The following is a 17,865-nucleotide window of genomic DNA, read 5'->3' as shown; positions in this document are numbered from 1 at the left end:
GGGCAAGGCGAGACCGAGGGTTGTCTCCGCCCCGCCCGGCACGATATGACGGGCCATGGCTAACGCGTTTCGCCTCCACCTCGACGGGCGCTCGCTGCCCGTCACCGTCAAGCGGTCGGGCCGGGCGCGCAACATGAGTTTGCGGCTCGACCCCACCGGGGGATCGGTGGTGGTGGTGCTGCCCGACGGCGTCCCGGAGCGGGAAGCCGAGCGCTTCGCCCAGCGCCAGAGCGACTGGATCGCCAGCCGGCTGGCGGTGATGCCGGGCGCCATCCCCTTCGCCCACGGGGCCGAGGTGCCGCTGCTGGGACTGGCCCATGCCATCCGCCACGAGCCCCAGGCCCGCCGCGGCGTGTGGGCGGAGGAAGGGGTGATCCACGTCTCGGGCCGCGCCGAGCATCTGCCCCGCCGGGTGGAGGAGTTCCTGCGGGGCGAGGCCCGGGTGGTGATGGCCCACCATTCCCGCGACCTGGCCGCCCGCCTGGGGCGCAAGGTCGGCCGGGTCGCGGTGCGTGACACCACGTCGCGCTGGGGCAGCTGCACCACCCGGGGCGATCTGTCCTATTCCTGGCGGCTGGTGATGGCGCCCGATTTCGTCGGCCGCTACGTCGCCGCCCACGAGGTGGCCCATCTGGCCGAGATGAACCATGGCCCTGAGTTTTGGGCCCTGGTCGAGGGATTAGTGGGCGATATCGAAACGCCGCGGTCCTGGCTGAAACGCCATGGACCGCAATTGCACCGTTACGGGGGAGCGGCGTGATGCCACCCGTCCCCGTTGTCATTCCGAGCGCATGCGAGGAATCTCCGCCTGGAATGCCGGTTCCATTTCGCAAAGGCCGGAGCAGGACGGGATCCCTCCTCCCGATGGTCGTCGGGATGACGCGTTTTGCAGGGGGCGCTGTTGAGTAATGTGACCCCATCGCGACGGATCGCGGTGCTGTTGACCCTGCTGGTGGCCTTCGGGCCGGTCTGCACCGATCTCTACCTCGCCTCGCTGCCCGACATGGCCCGCGACCTCGCCACCACCACCCCCATGGTGCAGATGACGCTGTCGGCCTTCGTCGGCGGCTTCGCGGTGATGCAGCTGGTCTACGGGCCGCTGTCCGACCGTTTCGGCCGGCGTCCGCTGATTCTCAGCGGCATCGTCATCTATGTGACGGCCAGCATTTACTGCGTCTTCGCCCCCAGCATCGAGGCGCTGATCGTCGGACGGTTCTTCCAGGCGGTGGGCGCCTGCTGCGGCCCCGTTCTGGGCCGCGCCGTGGTGCGCGACCTGTTCGCCCGCGAGCAGGCGGCCAAGGTGATGAGCTACATGGCCAGCGCCATGGCCCTTGCGCCTTTGGTGGCGCCCACCATCGGCGGCTGGTTCCACACGGCGTTCGGCTGGCGCTCCAATTTCGTGCTGCTGGCCCTATTCGGCGTGGGCCTGCTGGTGATGGTCTGGCGGATGCTGGCCGAAACCAACGCCCACAAGGACCCGCAGGCCCTGGATTTGGGTCGCATGGCCGAGAATTACCGCCAGTTGCTGACCCACCGCCTGTTCCTCGGCTATGTGCTGACCATGACGGCGGCGTTCGGCGGGCTGTTCAGCTTCATCTCGGCGTCGAGCTTCGTGCTGATCGACGTCATGGGCATGCAGCCCAGCCAGTTCGGCCTGGCCTTCGCCTTCGCCTCGGGGGGCTATCTGGTGGGCGGCTTCGCCGGCGCCAGGCTGACCCATCGCTTCGGCATCGAGCGCATGGTGTTCGCCGGCACCATCGGCTGCACCCTGGCGGGCTTTGTCCTGGCCGGGCTGGTGTGGTCGGGTGTGGCCAGGCCGGGCGGGCTGGAGGGCATCGCCCTGATCATGGGCTCGGTGATGGCCTTCTTCGCCTCCTGCGCCCTGGTGCTGCCCAACGCCACCGCCGGGGCCATCGCCCCTTTTCCGAGCATGGCGGGTGCGGCCTCGTCGGCCATGGGCTTCATCCAGATGGGCGGCGGCGCCTCGGCCGGCTGGCTGGTGGGCGCGCTCTACGACGGCTCGGCCCGGCCGCTGGCCGCCATGATGGCGGTGATGGGGTTGGTCTCGCTGCTGGTCTATCTCAAGGTAGCGCGGCCGGCAGCCAGACGGTGAAGGTCGTCCCCTCGCCCACCCGGCTGTCGATGGTGAGCAGGCCGCGATGGCGGTTGACGATGTGCTTGACGATGGCCAGCCCCAGCCCGGTGCCGCCCATCTTGCGCGAGCGCGCCGTGTCCACCCGGTAGAAGCGCTCGGTGAGGCGGGGCAGATGCTCCGGCGCGATGCCCTCGCCGTGGTCCCGGACCGCCAGGCGCACCACCGGCCCCGAACGCAAGGCGGCGCCGGCCCCCGGCGGCAGGGTCTCGGCCAGGGCCAGGGTCACCTCGACCGAGGTGCCGTCATTGCCGTACTTGACGGCATTGTCCATCAGGTTCTGCAGCAGCTGGGCCAGTTCGTCGGGCTGGCCGGTCACCTGGGGCAGGTCCGGCGCGATGTCGAGCGCCAGCTCCATGCCGCGCGGATTGGCCAGGGGTTTCAGCGCCTCGGCGGCGCTGGTGACCAGCCGGGCAAGGTCCACCGTCTCGCTGGGCGCAGAGTGCTCGTTCAGCTCGATGCGCGACAGCGACAGAAGATCGGCCACCAGCCGGCTCATACGGCCCGATTGCTCGGCCATGATGCCGAGGAACTTCTCGCGCGCCTCCTCGTCATCCCGGGCCGGGCCCTGCAACGTCTCGATGAAGCCGGACAGCGCCGCCAGCGGCGTCCTCAGCTCGTGACTGGCATTGGCGACGAAATCGGCGCGCATGCGCTCCATGGCCCGGATGGCGGTCAGCTCGTGCAGGGTGAGCAGCGCGATGGCCGCCTCGAAGGCGGGCTGGCCGTCCAGGCGGTCGACGCGGGCGGCGAAGGTGCGCTCCACCGGAATGGCCTGGGTGAATTCGCAGTCGCGCGACGCCGCCGCCCCCGACAGCACCGCCTGCACCGCCTCGGTGACGCCCGGGTCGCGCAGCACGGCGGCGAGATCGGCCCCCGCCGGATCGCGGCCGAACAGGCGGGTGGCGGCCCGGTTGGCGCGGACCACCCGGCGGGCCGAATCCAGCAGCAGCAGCGGGTCCGGCAGGTTCTCCAGCAAAGAGGCGTTCCAGCGCGCCGTCTCGGCCAGTTCGTTGGAGCGCTGCTGCCACAGCCGGCGCAGCGCCGCCACGGACGCCGCGATCTCGGCCAGCGCCACCCCGTCCTTGGCCGGAGCGCTGGCGATGTCGCCGCCATGGGCCAGACTGCGCACCCAATTGGCCAGCCCCGACAGCTCGCCCAGATGCGAGCGCACCAGGGGCAGCAGCAGCGAGGTCACCACCACCCAGGTGCCCAGCGCCGGCCACACGTCCAGACGCCCCGCCCCGGCCAGCACCACCAGCATGATGGCGGTGGGGCTGGACAGGAACAGGGCGAACAGCAGGACGCGGCCGCCGGTGACCGTCCCCCGGTTCACGACCGCTCCCGATCAGCGGATCGCGTCATGGCAGGCCAGCACCGCCATGTTGACGATGTCGTTGGCGGTGGCGTCCATGGAAGTGATCTGCACCGGCTTGGCAAGCCCCACCAGGATGGGGCCGATGACGCTGACGCCGCCCAGCTTCTGCAGCAGCTTGGACGCGATGGTGGCGGAATAGAGGCCGGGCATCACCAGCACGTTGGCCGGCTCCTTCAGGCGGCAGAACGGGAAGTGGGACAGCAGTTCCGGGTCCAGCGCCACGTCGGCGGCCATTTCGCCGTCATAGTCGAAATCCACCTTGCGGGAATCGAGCAGGGCGACGGCTTCGCGCATGCGGTCCGAACGCTCGGAACTGGGATTGCCGAAATTGGAATAGCTGATCATGGCGACGCGGGGCTCGTGGCCCATCTGGCGGGCCTTGGCCGCCGTCTGCACCGCGATGTCGGCCAGCTGCTCCGGCGTCGGGGTCTCCATCACCGTGGTGTCGGCCATGAAGACCAGCTTGCCCTTGACCACGAACACCGTCATGCCGAACAGCAATTCGCCGGGCGTCGGGTCGATGACCTTCTTGATCTCCTCGAAGGCCTGCCAGTAATTGCGGGTGAGACCGGTCACCATGGCGTCGGCGTCGCCCGCCTGGACCATCAGGGAGCCGAAGATGTTGCGCTCCTGGTTGACCTGGCGCTGGACGTCGCGGTACAGCGCGCCCCGGCGCTGCAGGCGGGCGTACAGCATGTCGGTGTAGTCCCTGGTGCGCGGCGAGATGCGCGAATTGATGATGTCGAGCGATTCGGCCGCCGGCAGGCCGATGTTCTTCATGGTCTCGCGGATGCGCTCCTCGCGGCCCAGCAGGATGGGATGGCCCAGCCCGGCGTTGGAGAAGGCCACGGCGGCGCGGATCTGCTTTTCCTCCTCGCCTTCGGCGAACACCACCCGCTTGGGGTTGGCCTTGACCGCCTCGGTGATGGCCTGCATGCCGGCGCTGGCCGGGTCCAGGCGGGCGGCCAGCTCGCGCTTGTAGCCGTTCATGTCGACGATGGGCTTTCGCGCCACACCGGTATCCATGGCCGCCTTGGCCACCGCCGGGGGGATGGACGAGATCAGGCGCGGGTCGAACGGCACCGGAATGATGTAGTCGGGACCGTAACGCAAGCGGCGGCCGGAATAGGCGGCGTCCACCTCGTCGGGCACGTCTTCGCGGGCCAGGGCGGCGATGGCCCGGGCGGCGGCGATCTTCATGGCCTCGTTGATGGTGCTGGCGCGCACGTCCAGCGCGCCCCGGAAGATATAGGGGAAGCCCAGCACGTTGTTGATCTGGTTGGGATAGTCGGAACGACCCGTCGCGACGATGGCGTCGGAGCGCACGGCCTTCACTTCCTCCGGGGTGATTTCCGGGTCGGGATTGGCCATGGCGAAGATGATCGGCTTGGCGGCCATGGAGGCCACCATCTCAGGCGTCACCGCGCCCTTGACCGACAGGCCGAGGAACACGTCGGCGCCGTCCAGCGCCTCGGCCAGGGTGCGGGCCTTGGTCGGCACCGCGTGGGCCGACTTCCACTGGTTCATGCCCTCGGTGCGGCCCTGCCAGATGGTGCCCTTGGTGTCGCACAGGATGACGTTCTCGTGGCGGATGCCCATGGCCTTGGCCAGCTCGATGCAGGCGATGCCGGCCGCGCCCGCGCCGTTGACCACCACCTTGACCTGGGCGAGGTCGCGCCCCGTCAGGTCGCAGGCATTGATCAGCCCGGCCGCCGAGATGATCGCCGTGCCGTGCTGGTCGTCATGGAACACCGGAATGGGCATCAGCTCGCGCAGCCGCTGCTCGATGATGAAGCATTCGGGGGCCTTGATGTCTTCCAGATTGATGCCGCCGAAGCTGGGGCCGAGATACCGCACCGCGCTGATGAATTCCTCGACGTCGTGGGTGTCCACCTCGAGGTCGATGGAATCCACGTCGGCGAAGCGCTTGAACAGCACCGCCTTGCCCTCCATCACCGGCTTGGAGGCCAGGGCGCCCAGATCACCCAGGCCCAGCACGGCGGTGCCGTTGGAGATCACCGCCACCAGGTTGCCCTTGGCGGTGTAGTCGTAGGCGAGCGCCGGGTCGCGGGCGATGTGCAGGCAGGGAAAGGCCACGCCCGGCGAATAGGCCAGCGACAGGTCGCGCTGGGTGGCCAGCGGCTTGGTGGGGACCACCTCGATCTTGCCGGGACGGCCCGAGGCATGCATCAGAAGGGTATCGCGCTCGAGCGCGCTGCTGCCCTTGGCGTCGGCGTCGCGCGACGTTTCCGAATGGAAATTGGTGCCCATGTGATCTCACTTCCCTGTTGAATCAGCCGGCGGGGCGTTGGCTCGCCCCGTCCGGGTCGTGCATTGAAGCGCGGCGGGCCGGCGCCCGTCAGCCCCCGGATTTCCGCTAATGGCGGGTTCCCTTGGCGCGCTCGAAGATATGGATGTTGGCGCCGCCGGCGGCGTCCAGCAGGGCGCGGGCCTTGGCTTCCTCGGCGGGCGAATCGGTGCTGACCCACAAGACCACGCTGCCCGCCGCCAGGGCCCGGACGAAATCGTCGGAATCGGGAATGGCCGCCACTTCGTCCAGCACCTCCTTGAGCGCCACGCCGCCGACCCCGGCCGCCACCAGCCCGGCGATCACCGCGCCCACCGGTCCGGCGGCCAGGGCGATCAGCCCGGCGGCCACCAGGGGGCCTTCGAATTTCAGCTCGCCCATCACGGCGACCAGGCCGTCGCGCCACTTGCGCGCCTTGGCCCCCGCCGGTCCCTCGGCGGCGTCGAGCGAATCGTGGGAGGTGAGAACCGACAGCTTGTCGCGACCGAAGCCTTCGGCCAGCAAGGCGGAGACCGCGGCCTCGAAATGGCTGCGGTCGGCGAAGGTACCCACCACTTCGCGAAGGGCACCGGTGCGGGGGGCAAGGGCGGCTGTCATGGGATTCTCCTCGTGTCGGCCTGATGATCCCATTGTGCGCCCAAAGCGGGAGTCTGCAAAGGGGGGCTCAGGGCCTTGAACCATGACACGCCCGTGATACTGTGCCCGGTCGTTTCCATTCAGCCCCCGACCAGCCCGTGACCGCAGACCTTCCCGCCATCCCTGATGACGCCACGCCCATGATGGCCCAGTACCTGGCCATCAAGCGGGCTCATCCCGATTGCCTGCTGTTCTACCGCATGGGCGATTTCTACGAGCTGTTCTTCGACGACGCGGTTAAGGCCTCGGCGGCGCTGGACATCGCGCTGACCAAGCGGGGCAAGCATGCGGGCGAGGACATCGCCATGTGCGGCGTGCCGGTCCGGGCCTACGAGGCCTATCTCGCCAAGCTGGTGCGGTCCGGCTTCAAGGTGGCCATCGGCGAGCAGATGGAAGACCCGGCCGAGGCCAAGAAGCGCGGCTCGAAATCGGTGGTGGCCCGCGACGTGGTGCGCGTCATCACGGCGGGCACGCTGACCGAGGACACCCTGCTCGACGCCCGGTCCCACAATTACCTGGCGGCGGTGGCCGAGGCGCAAGGGAGCCTGGGGCTGGCCTGGGTCGATGTCTCCACCGGCGACTTCGCCATGCAAGCCATCAACCCCAAGACCCTGTCGGCCGCCCTGGCGCGGCTTAGCCCCGGCGAGCTGCTGGTCTCGGACCGCCTGCTGGGCAATGCCGAGTTCCACGACGTATGGGCCGAGTGGCGCAACGTGCTGTCGCCGCTGCCCACCGCCCGCTTCGATTCCGAGAATGCCAGGCGCCGGCTGGAGACGCTGTACGGGGTCGGCGCCCTGGACGGCTTCGGCGCCTTCACCCGCCCCGAACTGGCCGCCGGCGGCGCCCTGGTGGATTACGTCGAGCTGACGCAAAAGGGCAAGCTGCCCCGCCTGTCGTCGCCGAAGCGCCTGGCCGAGGGCGCGGTGATGGAGATCGACGCGGCGACGCGGCGCAACCTGGAGCTGGCCGAGACCCTGACGGGTGAGCGGCGGGGCTCGCTTCTCGCCACCATCGACCGCACGGTGACGGGTGCGGGAGCGCGGCTTCTGGCCGCATGGCTGGCCGCGCCGCTCACCGATCCCCAGGCCATCGAATGGCGGCTCGACATGGTGGGCTTCTTCGTCGAGCACGAAAGCGTGCGGGCCGAATTGCGCGAGACGCTGAAGCGCTGCCCCGACGTGGAGCGGGCGCTGTCGCGCCTGTCCCTGGGACGCGGCGGGCCACGCGATCTCGCCAATGTCAGGGACGCCCTGGCCGAGATTCCCAATCTGCGCACTCTGGTCACCCAGGCCCATCTGGACACGCCGCCGGGCATCAACCAGCATGCCCGCGAGTTGGGCGAGCATTCCTCGTTGGTGGATCGGCTGGCCCGCGCCCTCAGCGCCGATCTGCCGCTCAATGCCCGCGACGGCGGCTTCATCGCCCAAGGGTTCCACGAGGGCCTGGACGAGCTGAAATCCTTAAAGTCCGAGAGCGCCGGCGTGATGATGCGCCTGGAAAAGCGCTATCAGGACGAAACCGGCATCACCTCGCTGAAGATCCGCCACAACAACATCATCGGCCACCACATCGAGGTGCCGTCCAAGCAGGCCGACCGCCTGGGCGAGGGCTACATCCACCGCCAGACCATGGCCAACGCGGCGCGCTACACCACCACCGAACTGATCGAGCTGGCGGGCAGGATCACGGGCGCCGCCGACCGCGCCCTGGCGCTGGAGATGGAGCTGCTGGCCGAGTTGATCGCCGAGGTCACGGCGCGGGCCGCCGAAATCGCCCTGGCGGCGTCGGCACTGGCCGGTCTGGACTGCGCCGCCGCGCTGGGCGAGATGGCGTCGTCGTCTCGCTGGTCGCGGCCGAAAATCGACGACAGCACCGCCTTCGACATCCAAGGCGGCCGCCATCCGGTGGTGGAGGCGGCGCTGGCCGCCGCCAGTTCCGGCCCCTTCGTCGCCAACGACTGCGATCTGGCCGACCAGCAGCGCCTGTGGCTGGTCACCGGCCCCAACATGGCGGGTAAGTCCACCTTCCTGCGCCAGAACGCGGTGATCGCCATCCTGGCCCAGATGGGCTCGTTCGTGCCCGCCGAATCCGTCCATATGGGCGTGGTCGACCGGCTGTTTTCCCGCGTCGGCGCCGCCGACGATCTGGCGCGCGGGCGATCCACCTTCATGGTCGAGATGGTGGAGACCGCCGCCATCCTCAATCAGGCGGGTCCTCGCGCCCTGGTCATCCTGGACGAGATCGGGCGCGGCACCGCCACCTTCGACGGGTTGTCCATCGCCTGGGCGGTGGTCGAGCACCTGCACGAGGTCAACCGCTGCCGCGCCCTGTTCGCCACCCATTACCACGAGCTGACCCGCCTCACGTCGCGCCTCGCCGCGCTGTCGTGCCACATGATGCGGGTCAAGGAATGGCAGGGCGACGTGGTGTTCCTGCACGAGGTGGGGGCGGGAGCCGCCGACCGCTCCTACGGCATCCACGTGGCGCGGCTGGCCGGATTGCCGCCCGCCGTGGTGGGCCGCGCCGAGGAGGTGCTGGGCATCCTGGAGAAGTCGGATCAGGCGTCGGGCATGGCGCGGCTGGCCGACGACCTGCCGCTGTTCGCAGCGCTGGCCAAGCCGAAACCGGCCGCCGTGGCGGCGGCTCCGCAGGTTTCCGCGGTGGAGGAGGCGCTTCGGGCCGTCAATCCCGACGATCTGACGGCACGTCAGGCATTAGACCTGATCTACGAGCTTAGGCGCATGCTTTAAACGAACTTGTCATACCACTTGCCGACGACGCATCCTCCCGGCTGGAACATCGCGCAGGTAATGACAGACGGCCCATGAACACCCTGATCACCATCGTCCTGCCCGCCGGGCGCTCGGCCATCGAGCTGTCGCTGTTCGTGCTGCTGCCCATCATGGTGGTGATGCTGTCCATGATGCGGCTGCTGGAGGCCTGGGGAGTGCTGGACTGGCTGGTGGGAAAGCTTACCCCCATCCTGCGCCCCTTCGGCCTGACCGGGCTGGCCACCTTCGCCGCCATCCAGGTGAGCTTCGTCAGCTTCGCGGCCCCCGCCGCCACGCTGGCCATGATGGAGCAACGCGGCACCTCGGACCGCCATCTCGCCGCCGCCTTCGCCATGGTGCTGGCCATGGCCCAGGCCAACGCCGCCTTTCCCTTAGGGGCCCTGGGCCTCTCCGTGGTGCCGGTGCTGGGCGTTTCGCTGCTGGGCGGGTTGCTGGCCGCCACCATCGCCTACCACGTGGCGGGGCGCGGCCTGTCGGCCGAGGAACAGGTGCTGGACGAGACGCTGAAGCACCCGGTGGCCGAGAACGCCAAGGGCGTGGTCGACGTCATCAACCGGGCGGGCGCCGAGGCCTTCCGCATCGCCATCAGCGCCATTCCCATGCTGGTGGTGTCGCTGACCGTGGTCACCGCGCTCAGGCAGGCCGGCGCCATCCAGGCGCTGACCAATGCTTTGCCCTTCATCGATCCCGATCTGATCCTGCCCGCCGTCACCAAGTATCTGGCCGGCGGCACCGCCATGCTGGGCATCGTGGACGAACTGGCGCGCACCGGCCATCTGTCGGCCGCCCAGCTCAACGCCTGGGCCGGCATCCTGATCCATCCCCTGGACTTTCCGGGGGTGGCGGTCCTGATGGCCGCCGGCCCCCGGACGGCCCGGGTGTGGAAGCCCGCCGTGCTGGGCTCCCTGGCGGGAATTGCCCTGCGCGGCGCGCTCCATCTGGCCCTGAACTAGCGGCGCAGGCCCGCCTGCCGCAAGGAGCGGTCGATCCACGCCTTGGACAGCTTCTCCCACACCGAGTTCTGGCCCAGGCGCTCGGCCAGGCTGGTGAAGTCCACCTTGTCCAAGGGCTGGTCCTGGTCGAAGCAGGTGAACACCACCTTCTCCTCGCCGGTGACCGGGTCCTTGTGCTTTTGCAGGCACTGGGCGCAGACCTCCTTCAGCATGCATTGCATGGGCGAGTTGATGGAGCCGATGCCCTGATGCTCGCGCTTGAGGAAGGGGGCGAGGCGGTCGTGGCGGGCCTTGGCCACCGCCGCCATCATGCGGTCCGAGCCGATGGCGATGATGCGGTCCACGTCGGTGATGGGGATGGTCTGCTCGCCCAGGCGGCCCTCGCCATAGGCCACCATGGCCTCGACGATGTTGCCGACGAAGGCGCGGTCCTGGGGACGGTCGGGAGCGAAGGATTCGCCGCCGTCCACGCACCACACCACCACATCGGCGGCGGCCTCGATATCGGCCACCTTGAAGCGGTCATGGGGGTTCTTGTAGCCGGCGAAATACAGCACCTTGGAGCCCCTGGCGCGGAAGGCCGCTCCGATGGAGAACAGCACGGCGTTGCCTAAGCCCCCGCCGGCCAGCAGCACGGTCTCCGAGCCGCAGACATGGGTGGGCGCGCCGGTCGGCCCCATCAGGACCACCGGCTCGCCGGGGGTGAGGTGGGCGCACAGATCGCTTGATCCGCCCATCTCGAGGACGATCAGCCCGACCAGACCCTGGTCCTTGTCCACCCAGGCCCCCGTCAGCGCCAGGCCTTCCATGGCCAGCGAGGTGTTGCCCACCTTGGCGGCCAGCATCTCGAAATTCTGCAGGCGGAAGAACTGGCCGGGCTTGAAGGCGTTGGCGGCCGCCGGCGCCTTGATCACCACCTCGATGATGGTGGGCGTCAGGCGGTTGACCGCATGGACCCGGGCGCGCAGGCGGTCATTGAGGGTGGCGAACAGCTGGGCCGCCGGCACCGGATTGGCGGGGCGGCGCGCCATGGCGCGCGTCACCACCGGATGGCCCTGCTTGGCCGACGCCATGGCCGAAACCACGTTGCCGGCATAGGACGGATGCAGGTCGCCGAAGAAGCTGACCGTGCGGTCGTGGCCGTCGATATGCATCAGCACATGGACGTCGCCCGGCTTGGTGCGGCGTTCCGGCGTCACGAGGTTGCCCTCCTCGTCCATGGCCTGGAAGTACTTGCCGTCCAGATGGATGCCCTTGGCCTCGCGCGCCGGCGTGGTGTTGGGCACGGTGCCCGCCGCCACCAGCACGGCACGGGCCGGCAGGCGATGGGGCTGGCCGTCCCGATCCTTGAACTGCACGCCGTGGGCCGAGCCGAAATCGTCGGTCTCCACCGCCACCGGGGTCATGCCCTCGAGGAAGCGGATGCCTTCCTCCAGCGCCTTGGAGATTTCCTCGTGGTTGCGGTAGGCCGGGCTGTCGGTCAAGCCCCGGCGATAGGCCACGGTGGCCCCGCCCCAGGATTGCAGCAGTTCGAGGATGCGGGGCGCGCGCCCCTCGGCGCTCGCCGCCCGGCGCTCGGCGCGGATGGCCTCGGCATGAGCGATGAACTCGTCGGCGATCTCGTGGTCTTCTTCCGACCAGTGGACGCGCACCGCGTGCTCGCCCCTTTCGGCCACCAGCTGCTCGTGGCGGGACAGGAACTTTTCCACCTGGACGGGGTAATAGGCCAGGGCCTCGGTGCAGGTGTCGATGGCGGTCAGGCCGCCGCCGATCACCACCACCGGCAGCCGGAGCTGCAGGCTGGCCAGGGTGCCCGGCCGGGCCGCGCCGGTCAGCTGCAGGGCCATCAGGAAGTCCGACGCCTGGCGCACGCCCTTGGCCAGCCCTCCCGGCATGTCGAGGATGGTGGGCTTGCCCGCCCCCGTGGCCAGGGCCACGTGGTCGAAGCCCAGATCGAACGCCTCGTCCAGGGTCAGGTTGCCGCCGAAGCGCACGCCGCCGAACAGGGCGAATTCCGAACGGCGTTCCAGAAGCAGGCGGATGACGTCGAGAAAGTTCTTGTCCCAGCGCACCGTGATGCCGTACTCGGCCACGCCGCCGAAGCCGCCCATCACCCGCTCGCCCAGGGGCTGCCACAGAGAACGGATGTCGCGGACGGGACGGAAGGGAACGCGCTTGCCGAAAGCGTCGACGCCCGACAGGTCGGCGGCCAGCGGCTCGATCTTCAGCCCGTCCACCGCCACCACATGGTGGCCGTCCTGCATCAGGTGGTGCGCGAGGGTATAGCCGGCCGGGCCCATGCCCACCACCAGCACCTTGCGCCCCGAATCAGGACGGGGCAGCGGGCGGCGCAGATTGACCGGGTTCCAGCGGGTCAGCAGGGAATAGATCTCGAAGCCCCAGGGCAGTTCCAGCACGTCCTTCAGAGTCCGGGTCTCGGCCTCGGGCACGTTGACGGGGTCGCGGTTCTGGTTCTGGTAGACGCAGGCGGTCATGCAGTCGTTGCAGATGCGGTGCCCGGTGCCCGCCGCCATGGGATTGTCCACGGCGATGATGGCCAGCGCCGCCAAGGCGTGGCCGGCGGCCTTGGCCTCGTGCATCTCGGAGATCTTCTCCTCGAGCGGGCAGCCCTCCATGGCGACGCCCAGCGCGTTCTTCTGCGTCTCACCGGTCTTTTTGTCCTTCATGCCCTTGGAGCAGGAATCACGGCCCTGGTGGTGGCAGAGGATGCAGTAATTGATCTCGTCCAGCGCGCCGGCCAGATCGGTGCCGGCATCGGTGAGGTTGAACCCCTCGCGCCGGCGCAGACGACCGGCTTCGAATTCCAGGGTGGGCACGCCGCACAGCTCGCCCCTGACCACCGGCACCTGATGCAGGGGATCGTGCTTGGCCGGCACCTTGAACAGGATGCCCTGGGGGTGATGGGCGCCGTCGTTGGCGGCCACCTTGGCGGCGGCCAGACGCACGGCCAGCTTCAGTTCCTCGGCATGGGCGGCCTCGTCGTCCATCCAGGCCAGCACGCGCCGGGCGAAGCCGGCTTCCGAGAATTGCTCGCCCACTTTCAGCGCGTATTCCATCTCCAGGGCGCGGGCGTCCAGGGTGGCGGCCTCGTCGGGCTTGATCTCCTTCAAGGCCCGGCGCTGCACGAACAGGCGCTTGGCCTGATAGAGCGGCGCGAGAGAGTCCTGGCGGGCCTTGAGCTCGGCGACGGCGGTGCGGATGGCGAACAGCTCGGCCAGGAAGTCATCCAGATGGGGCGCCAGTTCCACCAGCAGCGCCGCCTCCTCCTTAGGACCAAGCGCATCCGCGTCGGCGCGGGCGGCCTTCAGCCGCCCGGCCAGGACCGGGTCGGCGGCGGCCAGGGCGGCGAGAAAGGCGCCGTCCACCCGCTCCAGGCCGGAACGGCGGTACAGGTCGTCGAAGGAAAGGCCATGCCCAAGGGCCGGATGCGTCATGTCCACACTCATCGTTTGAAATGCCTCGAGATCAGCGGATACCCCCACCCATCAACCTCATATGGCATTGTGTAGAATTATTCACAACGACAAATTTTTTGTGGTGAATTGAGGTAACGGCTCATTAACGCGGGTAAGGCTAGCATTCACCTGGGGAGTGGGTTGCAGGACGGACAGGATGGATCATCCCGTGGAGAAGCCGGCGACCACCGAGGAGCAGGAAGCCCTGTTCCAGGCGCTTATTCTGAAATTGCCCGGCGTCAAGGACCCGGCCAGGCTGGAACAGCTGACCATCCTGGCGCTGGACCTGATGCTGCGCCGCCCCTATGACCGGGAATTGCGCAATGCGCTCCGCCGCCGGGCCAGTGAGGTCGTCGCCGCCGTCAAGCCCGGCCACACCCCCGAAGTCCACCGCAACGAGATGCGCTCGGCGGCGCGCGGCTGCATCGAGGTGCTGCGCGCCGCCAAGGAGCAGCGCCTGCCGCGCTCGGCCACCGACAATTGGGCCCAGTCCAAGGACGGCAAGTTCCATGCCCATCTCCACGATTCCGGCAAGGAAAGCCGGACCCCGATGATCGCCGGGGCGGCGTTGCTGGCCGTGACGCTCGCCATCGGCGGCTATATCCTGTGGAGCCGGTCGCACGAGCCGGTGGAGAACACCGGGTCCGAAACCGACCGCTTCGTCGCCATGATGATCGAATCCTCCCAGGGCAACGCGCCGCCGTCGCACATGTTCGGCGGCGCGATCCGCGTCACCTCCATGAACGGCGTTCCGGTGGTGATCGCCGAGCGGGTGCCGCCGCGCATCTGCTCGGCGTCCGGCATGAAGCTGGTGAAGAAGGGACTCTTGTCCGTCAACGGCGTCACCCCCACCCGCGTCTCGTCGGCCATCATCACCGAATTGTGCAACAAGGAGAGCGGCGGCGATGCCACCATCATGTGGGCGCCGAAATAGCCGCCTCGCCCTGATCCTGGTCGGCTTCGCCTGGGTGGGGGCGGCAGCGGCCGAAACCGGCCTGTCGGGCCATGCGGAACAGGGCGGACTGATGCTGGGCCGCACGGCGCCTGGCGCGCGGGTGGAACTCGACGGCCGTTCCGTGCCGGTGGATGCCCAAGGCCGCTTCCTGCTGGGCTTCGGGCGGGATTACGGCCCCGTGGCCGAGCTGCGGGTCACCCTGCCCGACGGGGGCGAGGAGAATCGCGCCCTGGCGGTGTCGCGCCGCGACTGGCCGGTCCAGCGCATCGAAGGCCTGCCGCGCGAAAAGACCGAGCCCGACGCCGCCTCCCTGGCCCGCCTTAAGTCCGAGACCGAGATGGTCCGCGCCATCCGCGCCCGCGTCACCCTGGAGCCGCGCATCCAGGGAGGCGACGGTCTGCTGCGCCCCTCCGACGGCAAGGTCTCGGGCGTGTTCGGCAGCCAGCGGGTCTATAACGGCATCGGCGGCGCCCCCCATTCCGGCCTGGACATCGCCGCCCCCGCCGGTGCCCCGGTCCACGCCTGCGCCGATGGCACGGTGGTGCTGGCCGCCCCCGACCTGTTCCTGACGGGACGCACGGTGATGATCGACCATGGGCTGGGCCTGATCTCCAGCTACGCCCACCTGTCGCGAATGGACGTCGCCGCCGGAACCGCCGTGCGGCGGGGTGACCTGATCGGCGCCGTCGGCGCCACCGGACTGGCCACCGGCGCCCACCTTCACTGGGGCATATCCTGGCTGGATGTCCGGCTCGACCCGGAGACGGCGGATGCCGCCCTTCGTGACTCATACCTTGGTATAAGGAGCGAGATAAAGGAGTAGTATTTTTACTCCTTGGTATGATACATACATCCTAAGGATATGATCCGCGGGGATGGCATGCGCAGGCATCTGGCCGCCAGTGGTGAACACGACACCCTAGGCGACGACATTCTGGATGAGTTGGAGGGCGAAGCTCTGGTGATTCTGGAGCATCCCGACCAGCACGCCACCATCACGGTGAACATGGCCCGCAAGACGCTGGAGATGATCCGGCGGCTGCGCGGGCGCAATGCCCCCGGCGCCGCCGCCCCTCAGGTGGCCTGAGCCTTTCTCTTTCCCCGTCCCCGGACATGGCGTAATAATCCCGCCTCCCGCTTTCGCCCTGTCCCGAGGTCGTCATGAAATCCCTGTGGTCCGATGCTGATGCCGAATCCTACGTCGCCAAGTACGCGCCGCAGGGCGTGAACCGCGATCTGGCGCTTCGGGTCTACACCACCCGGCTGCTGGGCGGCGACCCGAAGCTGGTGCTGCACGGCGGCGGCAACACGTCGTGCAAGACCACGGTGAAGGACCTGCTGGGCGACGACGTCGAGGTTCTGTGCGTCAAGGGCTCGGGCTGGGACATGGGCGACATCGAGCCGGCCGGCCTGCCCGCCGTGCGCCTGGCGCCGCTCTTGAAGCTGCGCAAGCTGGACCGGCTCTCCGACGAGGACATGGTGGATTACCAGCGCGGCAACCTGATGAACTCGTCGTCGCCCAACCCGTCGGTGGAGACGCTGCTGCACGGCTTTCTGCCGCACAAGTTCATCGACCACACCCATTCCACCGCGGTGCTGTCGCTGGTGGACCAGCCCGACGGCGAAGCCCTGGCCCGCGAGGTCTACGGGTCCCGCATGGGCTATGTCCCCTACATCATGCCCGGCTTCGCCCTGGCCAAGAAGGCGGCCGAGGTCTACGAGCAGGACCCTGGCGTCGAAGGCCTGATCCTGGTCAAGCACGGCATCTTCACCTTCGGAGACGACGCCAGGACCGCCTACGAGCGCATGATCGAGATGGTGACCCTGGCCGAGCAGCGCCTGGAAAAGGGCCGCAAGACCCTGGTTCCCGCCAAGGGCCTGCCCGGGGATGTCGCGCCGCTGGCCGAGGTGGCGCCCGTCCTGCGCGGCCTGCTGGAAGGCGGGGGCAAGCGCCGCATCCTGGATTTCCGCACCAGCCCGGCCATCCTCGCCTATGTGAACGGCGCCGAGGTGTCGCGCTATTCCCAGCAGGGCGTGGTCACCCCCGACCACACCATCCGCACCAAGAACTGGCCGGTGGTGCTGCCGGCCCCCGAGGCGGGCAAGCTCTATCTGTGGGCCGATTCCGCCCGCGCCGCCATCGAGGCGTTCGAGGCCCGCTACCACGCCTATTTCAGCCGCAACAACCAGCGCCTGGGCGGCGTCAAGACCGAGCTGGACCCCAAGCCCTGCGTCGCGCTGGTCCAGGGGCTCGGCCTGTTCGGCATCGGAGCAAGCGCCAAGGACGCCGCCATCGCCGCCGACATCGCCGTGAACACGGTGGAAAGCATCACCGACGCCGAGGCCATCGGCCGCTTCGAGCCGGTGGGCGAGGCCGATCTGTTCGACCTGGAATACTGGTCCCTGGAACAGGCCAAGCTGGGCAAGGCCGCCGAGAAGCCCCTGGCCCGCCAGGTGGTGGTGGTCACCGGCGGCGGCTCCGGCATCGGCGCCGCCACCGCCAAGGCCTTTGCGCGTGAGGGCGCCGAGGTGGCCGTGCTCGACCGCGATTCCGACGCGGCGGCCAAGGCCGCCAAGGCCTGCGGCGGCAAGGCCATCGGAATCGCCTGCGACGTCACCGACCCGGCATCGGTGCGCGCCGCCTTCGACCGCGTGGCCGAGCGCTTCGGCGGCGTCGACGTGGTGGTGAGCAATGCCGGCGCCGCCTGGCAAGGACCGGTGGGCGAGGTGGAGGATTCCACGCTGCGCGCCTCGTTCGAGCTGAACTTCTTCGGCCACCAGAGCGTGGCGCAAAATGCCGTGCGCCTCTTCAAGGCCCAGGACACCGGCGGCGTGCTGCTGTTCAACGCCTCGAAGCAGGCGGTCAATCCGGGCAAGAATTTCGGCCCCTACGGCCTGCCCAAGGCGGCCACCCTGTTCCTGATGAAGCAATACGCCCTGGATTACGGCAGGGACGGCATCCGCTCCAACGCCGTCAACGCCGACCGCATCCGGTCCGGCCTGCTCACCGACGAGATGATCAAGAGCCGGTCCTCGGCGCGCGGCCTGTCGGAGCAGGACTACATGGGCGGCAACCTGCTGGGCCGCGAAGTCACCGCCGAGGACGTGGCCGACGCCTTCGTCTGGCTGGCCAAGGCCTCCAAGGTCACCGCCTGCACCGTCACCGTGGACGGCGGCAACATCGAGGCGTCCCTGCGATAGGAAAAGGGGCGGAG

Annotated in this window: 12 protein-coding genes; 8 read left to right on the top strand and 4 right to left on the bottom strand. The window is 68.9% G+C overall.

The genetic code is table 11. The features are described from left to right. Positions 1-55: 55 nt before the first annotated feature. Both WV31_RS14450 and WV31_RS14445 read left to right on the top strand, forming a co-directional pair. Complete coding sequence (locus WV31_RS14450; RefSeq protein WP_085374230.1) at positions 56-760, top strand: M48 family metallopeptidase; 705 nt, start codon at positions 56-58, stop codon at positions 758-760. A 150-nt stretch (positions 761-910) separates the two neighbouring features. Further along, positions 911-2,113, top strand: a complete 1,203-nt coding sequence (locus WV31_RS14445; RefSeq protein ID WP_335645132.1) for a multidrug effflux MFS transporter — start codon at positions 911-913, stop codon at positions 2,111-2,113. On the opposite strand, the gene WV31_RS14440 is transcribed toward WV31_RS14445, so the two are convergent. From WV31_RS14440 to WV31_RS14430, 3 genes are all read right to left on the bottom strand, one after another. Then, a complete protein-coding gene (locus WV31_RS14440) occupies positions 2,082-3,488 on the bottom strand; it encodes a sensor histidine kinase (protein ID WP_085374229.1) in 1,407 nt (468 codons plus the stop codon). The two genes, WV31_RS14445 and WV31_RS14440, sit on opposite strands and share 32 nt — an antisense overlap. 12 nt (positions 3,489-3,500) lie before the next feature. Next, a complete protein-coding gene (locus tag WV31_RS14435) occupies positions 3,501-5,801 on the bottom strand; it encodes an NADP-dependent malic enzyme (protein WP_085374228.1) in 2,301 nt (766 codons plus the stop codon). 106 nt (positions 5,802-5,907) lie between these two features. Continuing rightward, entirely contained in the window at positions 5,908-6,435 is a 528-nt protein-coding gene (locus tag WV31_RS14430; protein ID WP_085374227.1) for a hypothetical protein, read from the bottom strand. 179 nt (positions 6,436-6,614) lie between these two features. On the opposite strand from WV31_RS14430, the gene mutS reads away from it, so the two are divergent. Both mutS and WV31_RS14420 read left to right on the top strand, forming a co-directional pair. Then, positions 6,615-9,224 carry a DNA mismatch repair protein MutS gene (gene mutS / locus WV31_RS14425; protein WP_085374226.1) on the top strand — a complete coding sequence of 870 codons (2,610 nt, stop codon included), beginning with the start codon at positions 6,615-6,617 and terminating at the stop codon, positions 9,222-9,224. 74 nt (positions 9,225-9,298) lie between these two features. After that, positions 9,299-10,219: a nucleoside recognition domain-containing protein gene (locus tag WV31_RS14420; RefSeq protein ID WP_085374225.1), complete on the top strand. Its 921-nt coding sequence runs from the start codon at positions 9,299-9,301 to the stop codon at positions 10,217-10,219. Here the strand turns inward: WV31_RS14420 and WV31_RS14415 are convergent. Further along, positions 10,216-13,674 carry an FAD-dependent oxidoreductase gene (locus WV31_RS14415; RefSeq protein ID WP_237051302.1) on the bottom strand — a complete coding sequence of 1,153 codons (3,459 nt, stop codon included), beginning with the start codon at positions 13,672-13,674 and terminating at the stop codon, positions 10,216-10,218. The two genes, WV31_RS14420 and WV31_RS14415, sit on opposite strands and share 4 nt — an antisense overlap. Before the next feature lie 178 nt (positions 13,675-13,852). Between WV31_RS14415 and WV31_RS14410 the strand changes: the two genes are divergently transcribed. From WV31_RS14410 to WV31_RS14395, 4 genes are all read left to right on the top strand, one after another. Beyond that, positions 13,853-14,629, top strand: a complete 777-nt coding sequence (locus tag WV31_RS14410; RefSeq protein WP_085374223.1) for a hypothetical protein — start codon at positions 13,853-13,855, stop codon at positions 14,627-14,629. Continuing rightward, positions 14,601-15,473, top strand: a complete 873-nt coding sequence (locus WV31_RS14405) for a M23 family metallopeptidase (protein ID WP_085374222.1) — start codon at positions 14,601-14,603, stop codon at positions 15,471-15,473. Before WV31_RS14410 ends, WV31_RS14405 begins: the two co-directional genes overlap by 29 nt. 57 nt (positions 15,474-15,530) lie before the next feature. Then, positions 15,531-15,737, top strand: a complete 207-nt coding sequence (locus WV31_RS14400) for a hypothetical protein (RefSeq protein ID WP_085375586.1) — start codon at positions 15,531-15,533, stop codon at positions 15,735-15,737. Positions 15,738-15,811: 74 nt separating this feature from the next. Further along, positions 15,812-17,851 (top strand): bifunctional aldolase/short-chain dehydrogenase, encoded by a 2,040-nt coding sequence (locus tag WV31_RS14395; protein ID WP_085374221.1) that lies wholly within the window; start codon positions 15,812-15,814, stop codon positions 17,849-17,851. Positions 17,852-17,865 lie beyond the last annotated feature (14 nt).

Source organism: Magnetospirillum sp. ME-1 (genome assembly GCF_002105535.1).
Taxonomy (GTDB): domain Bacteria; phylum Pseudomonadota; class Alphaproteobacteria; order Rhodospirillales; family Magnetospirillaceae; genus Phaeospirillum.
The sequence above is the reverse complement of the archived record's forward strand: the minus strand, read 5'-3'. Positions and strand labels throughout refer to the sequence as shown.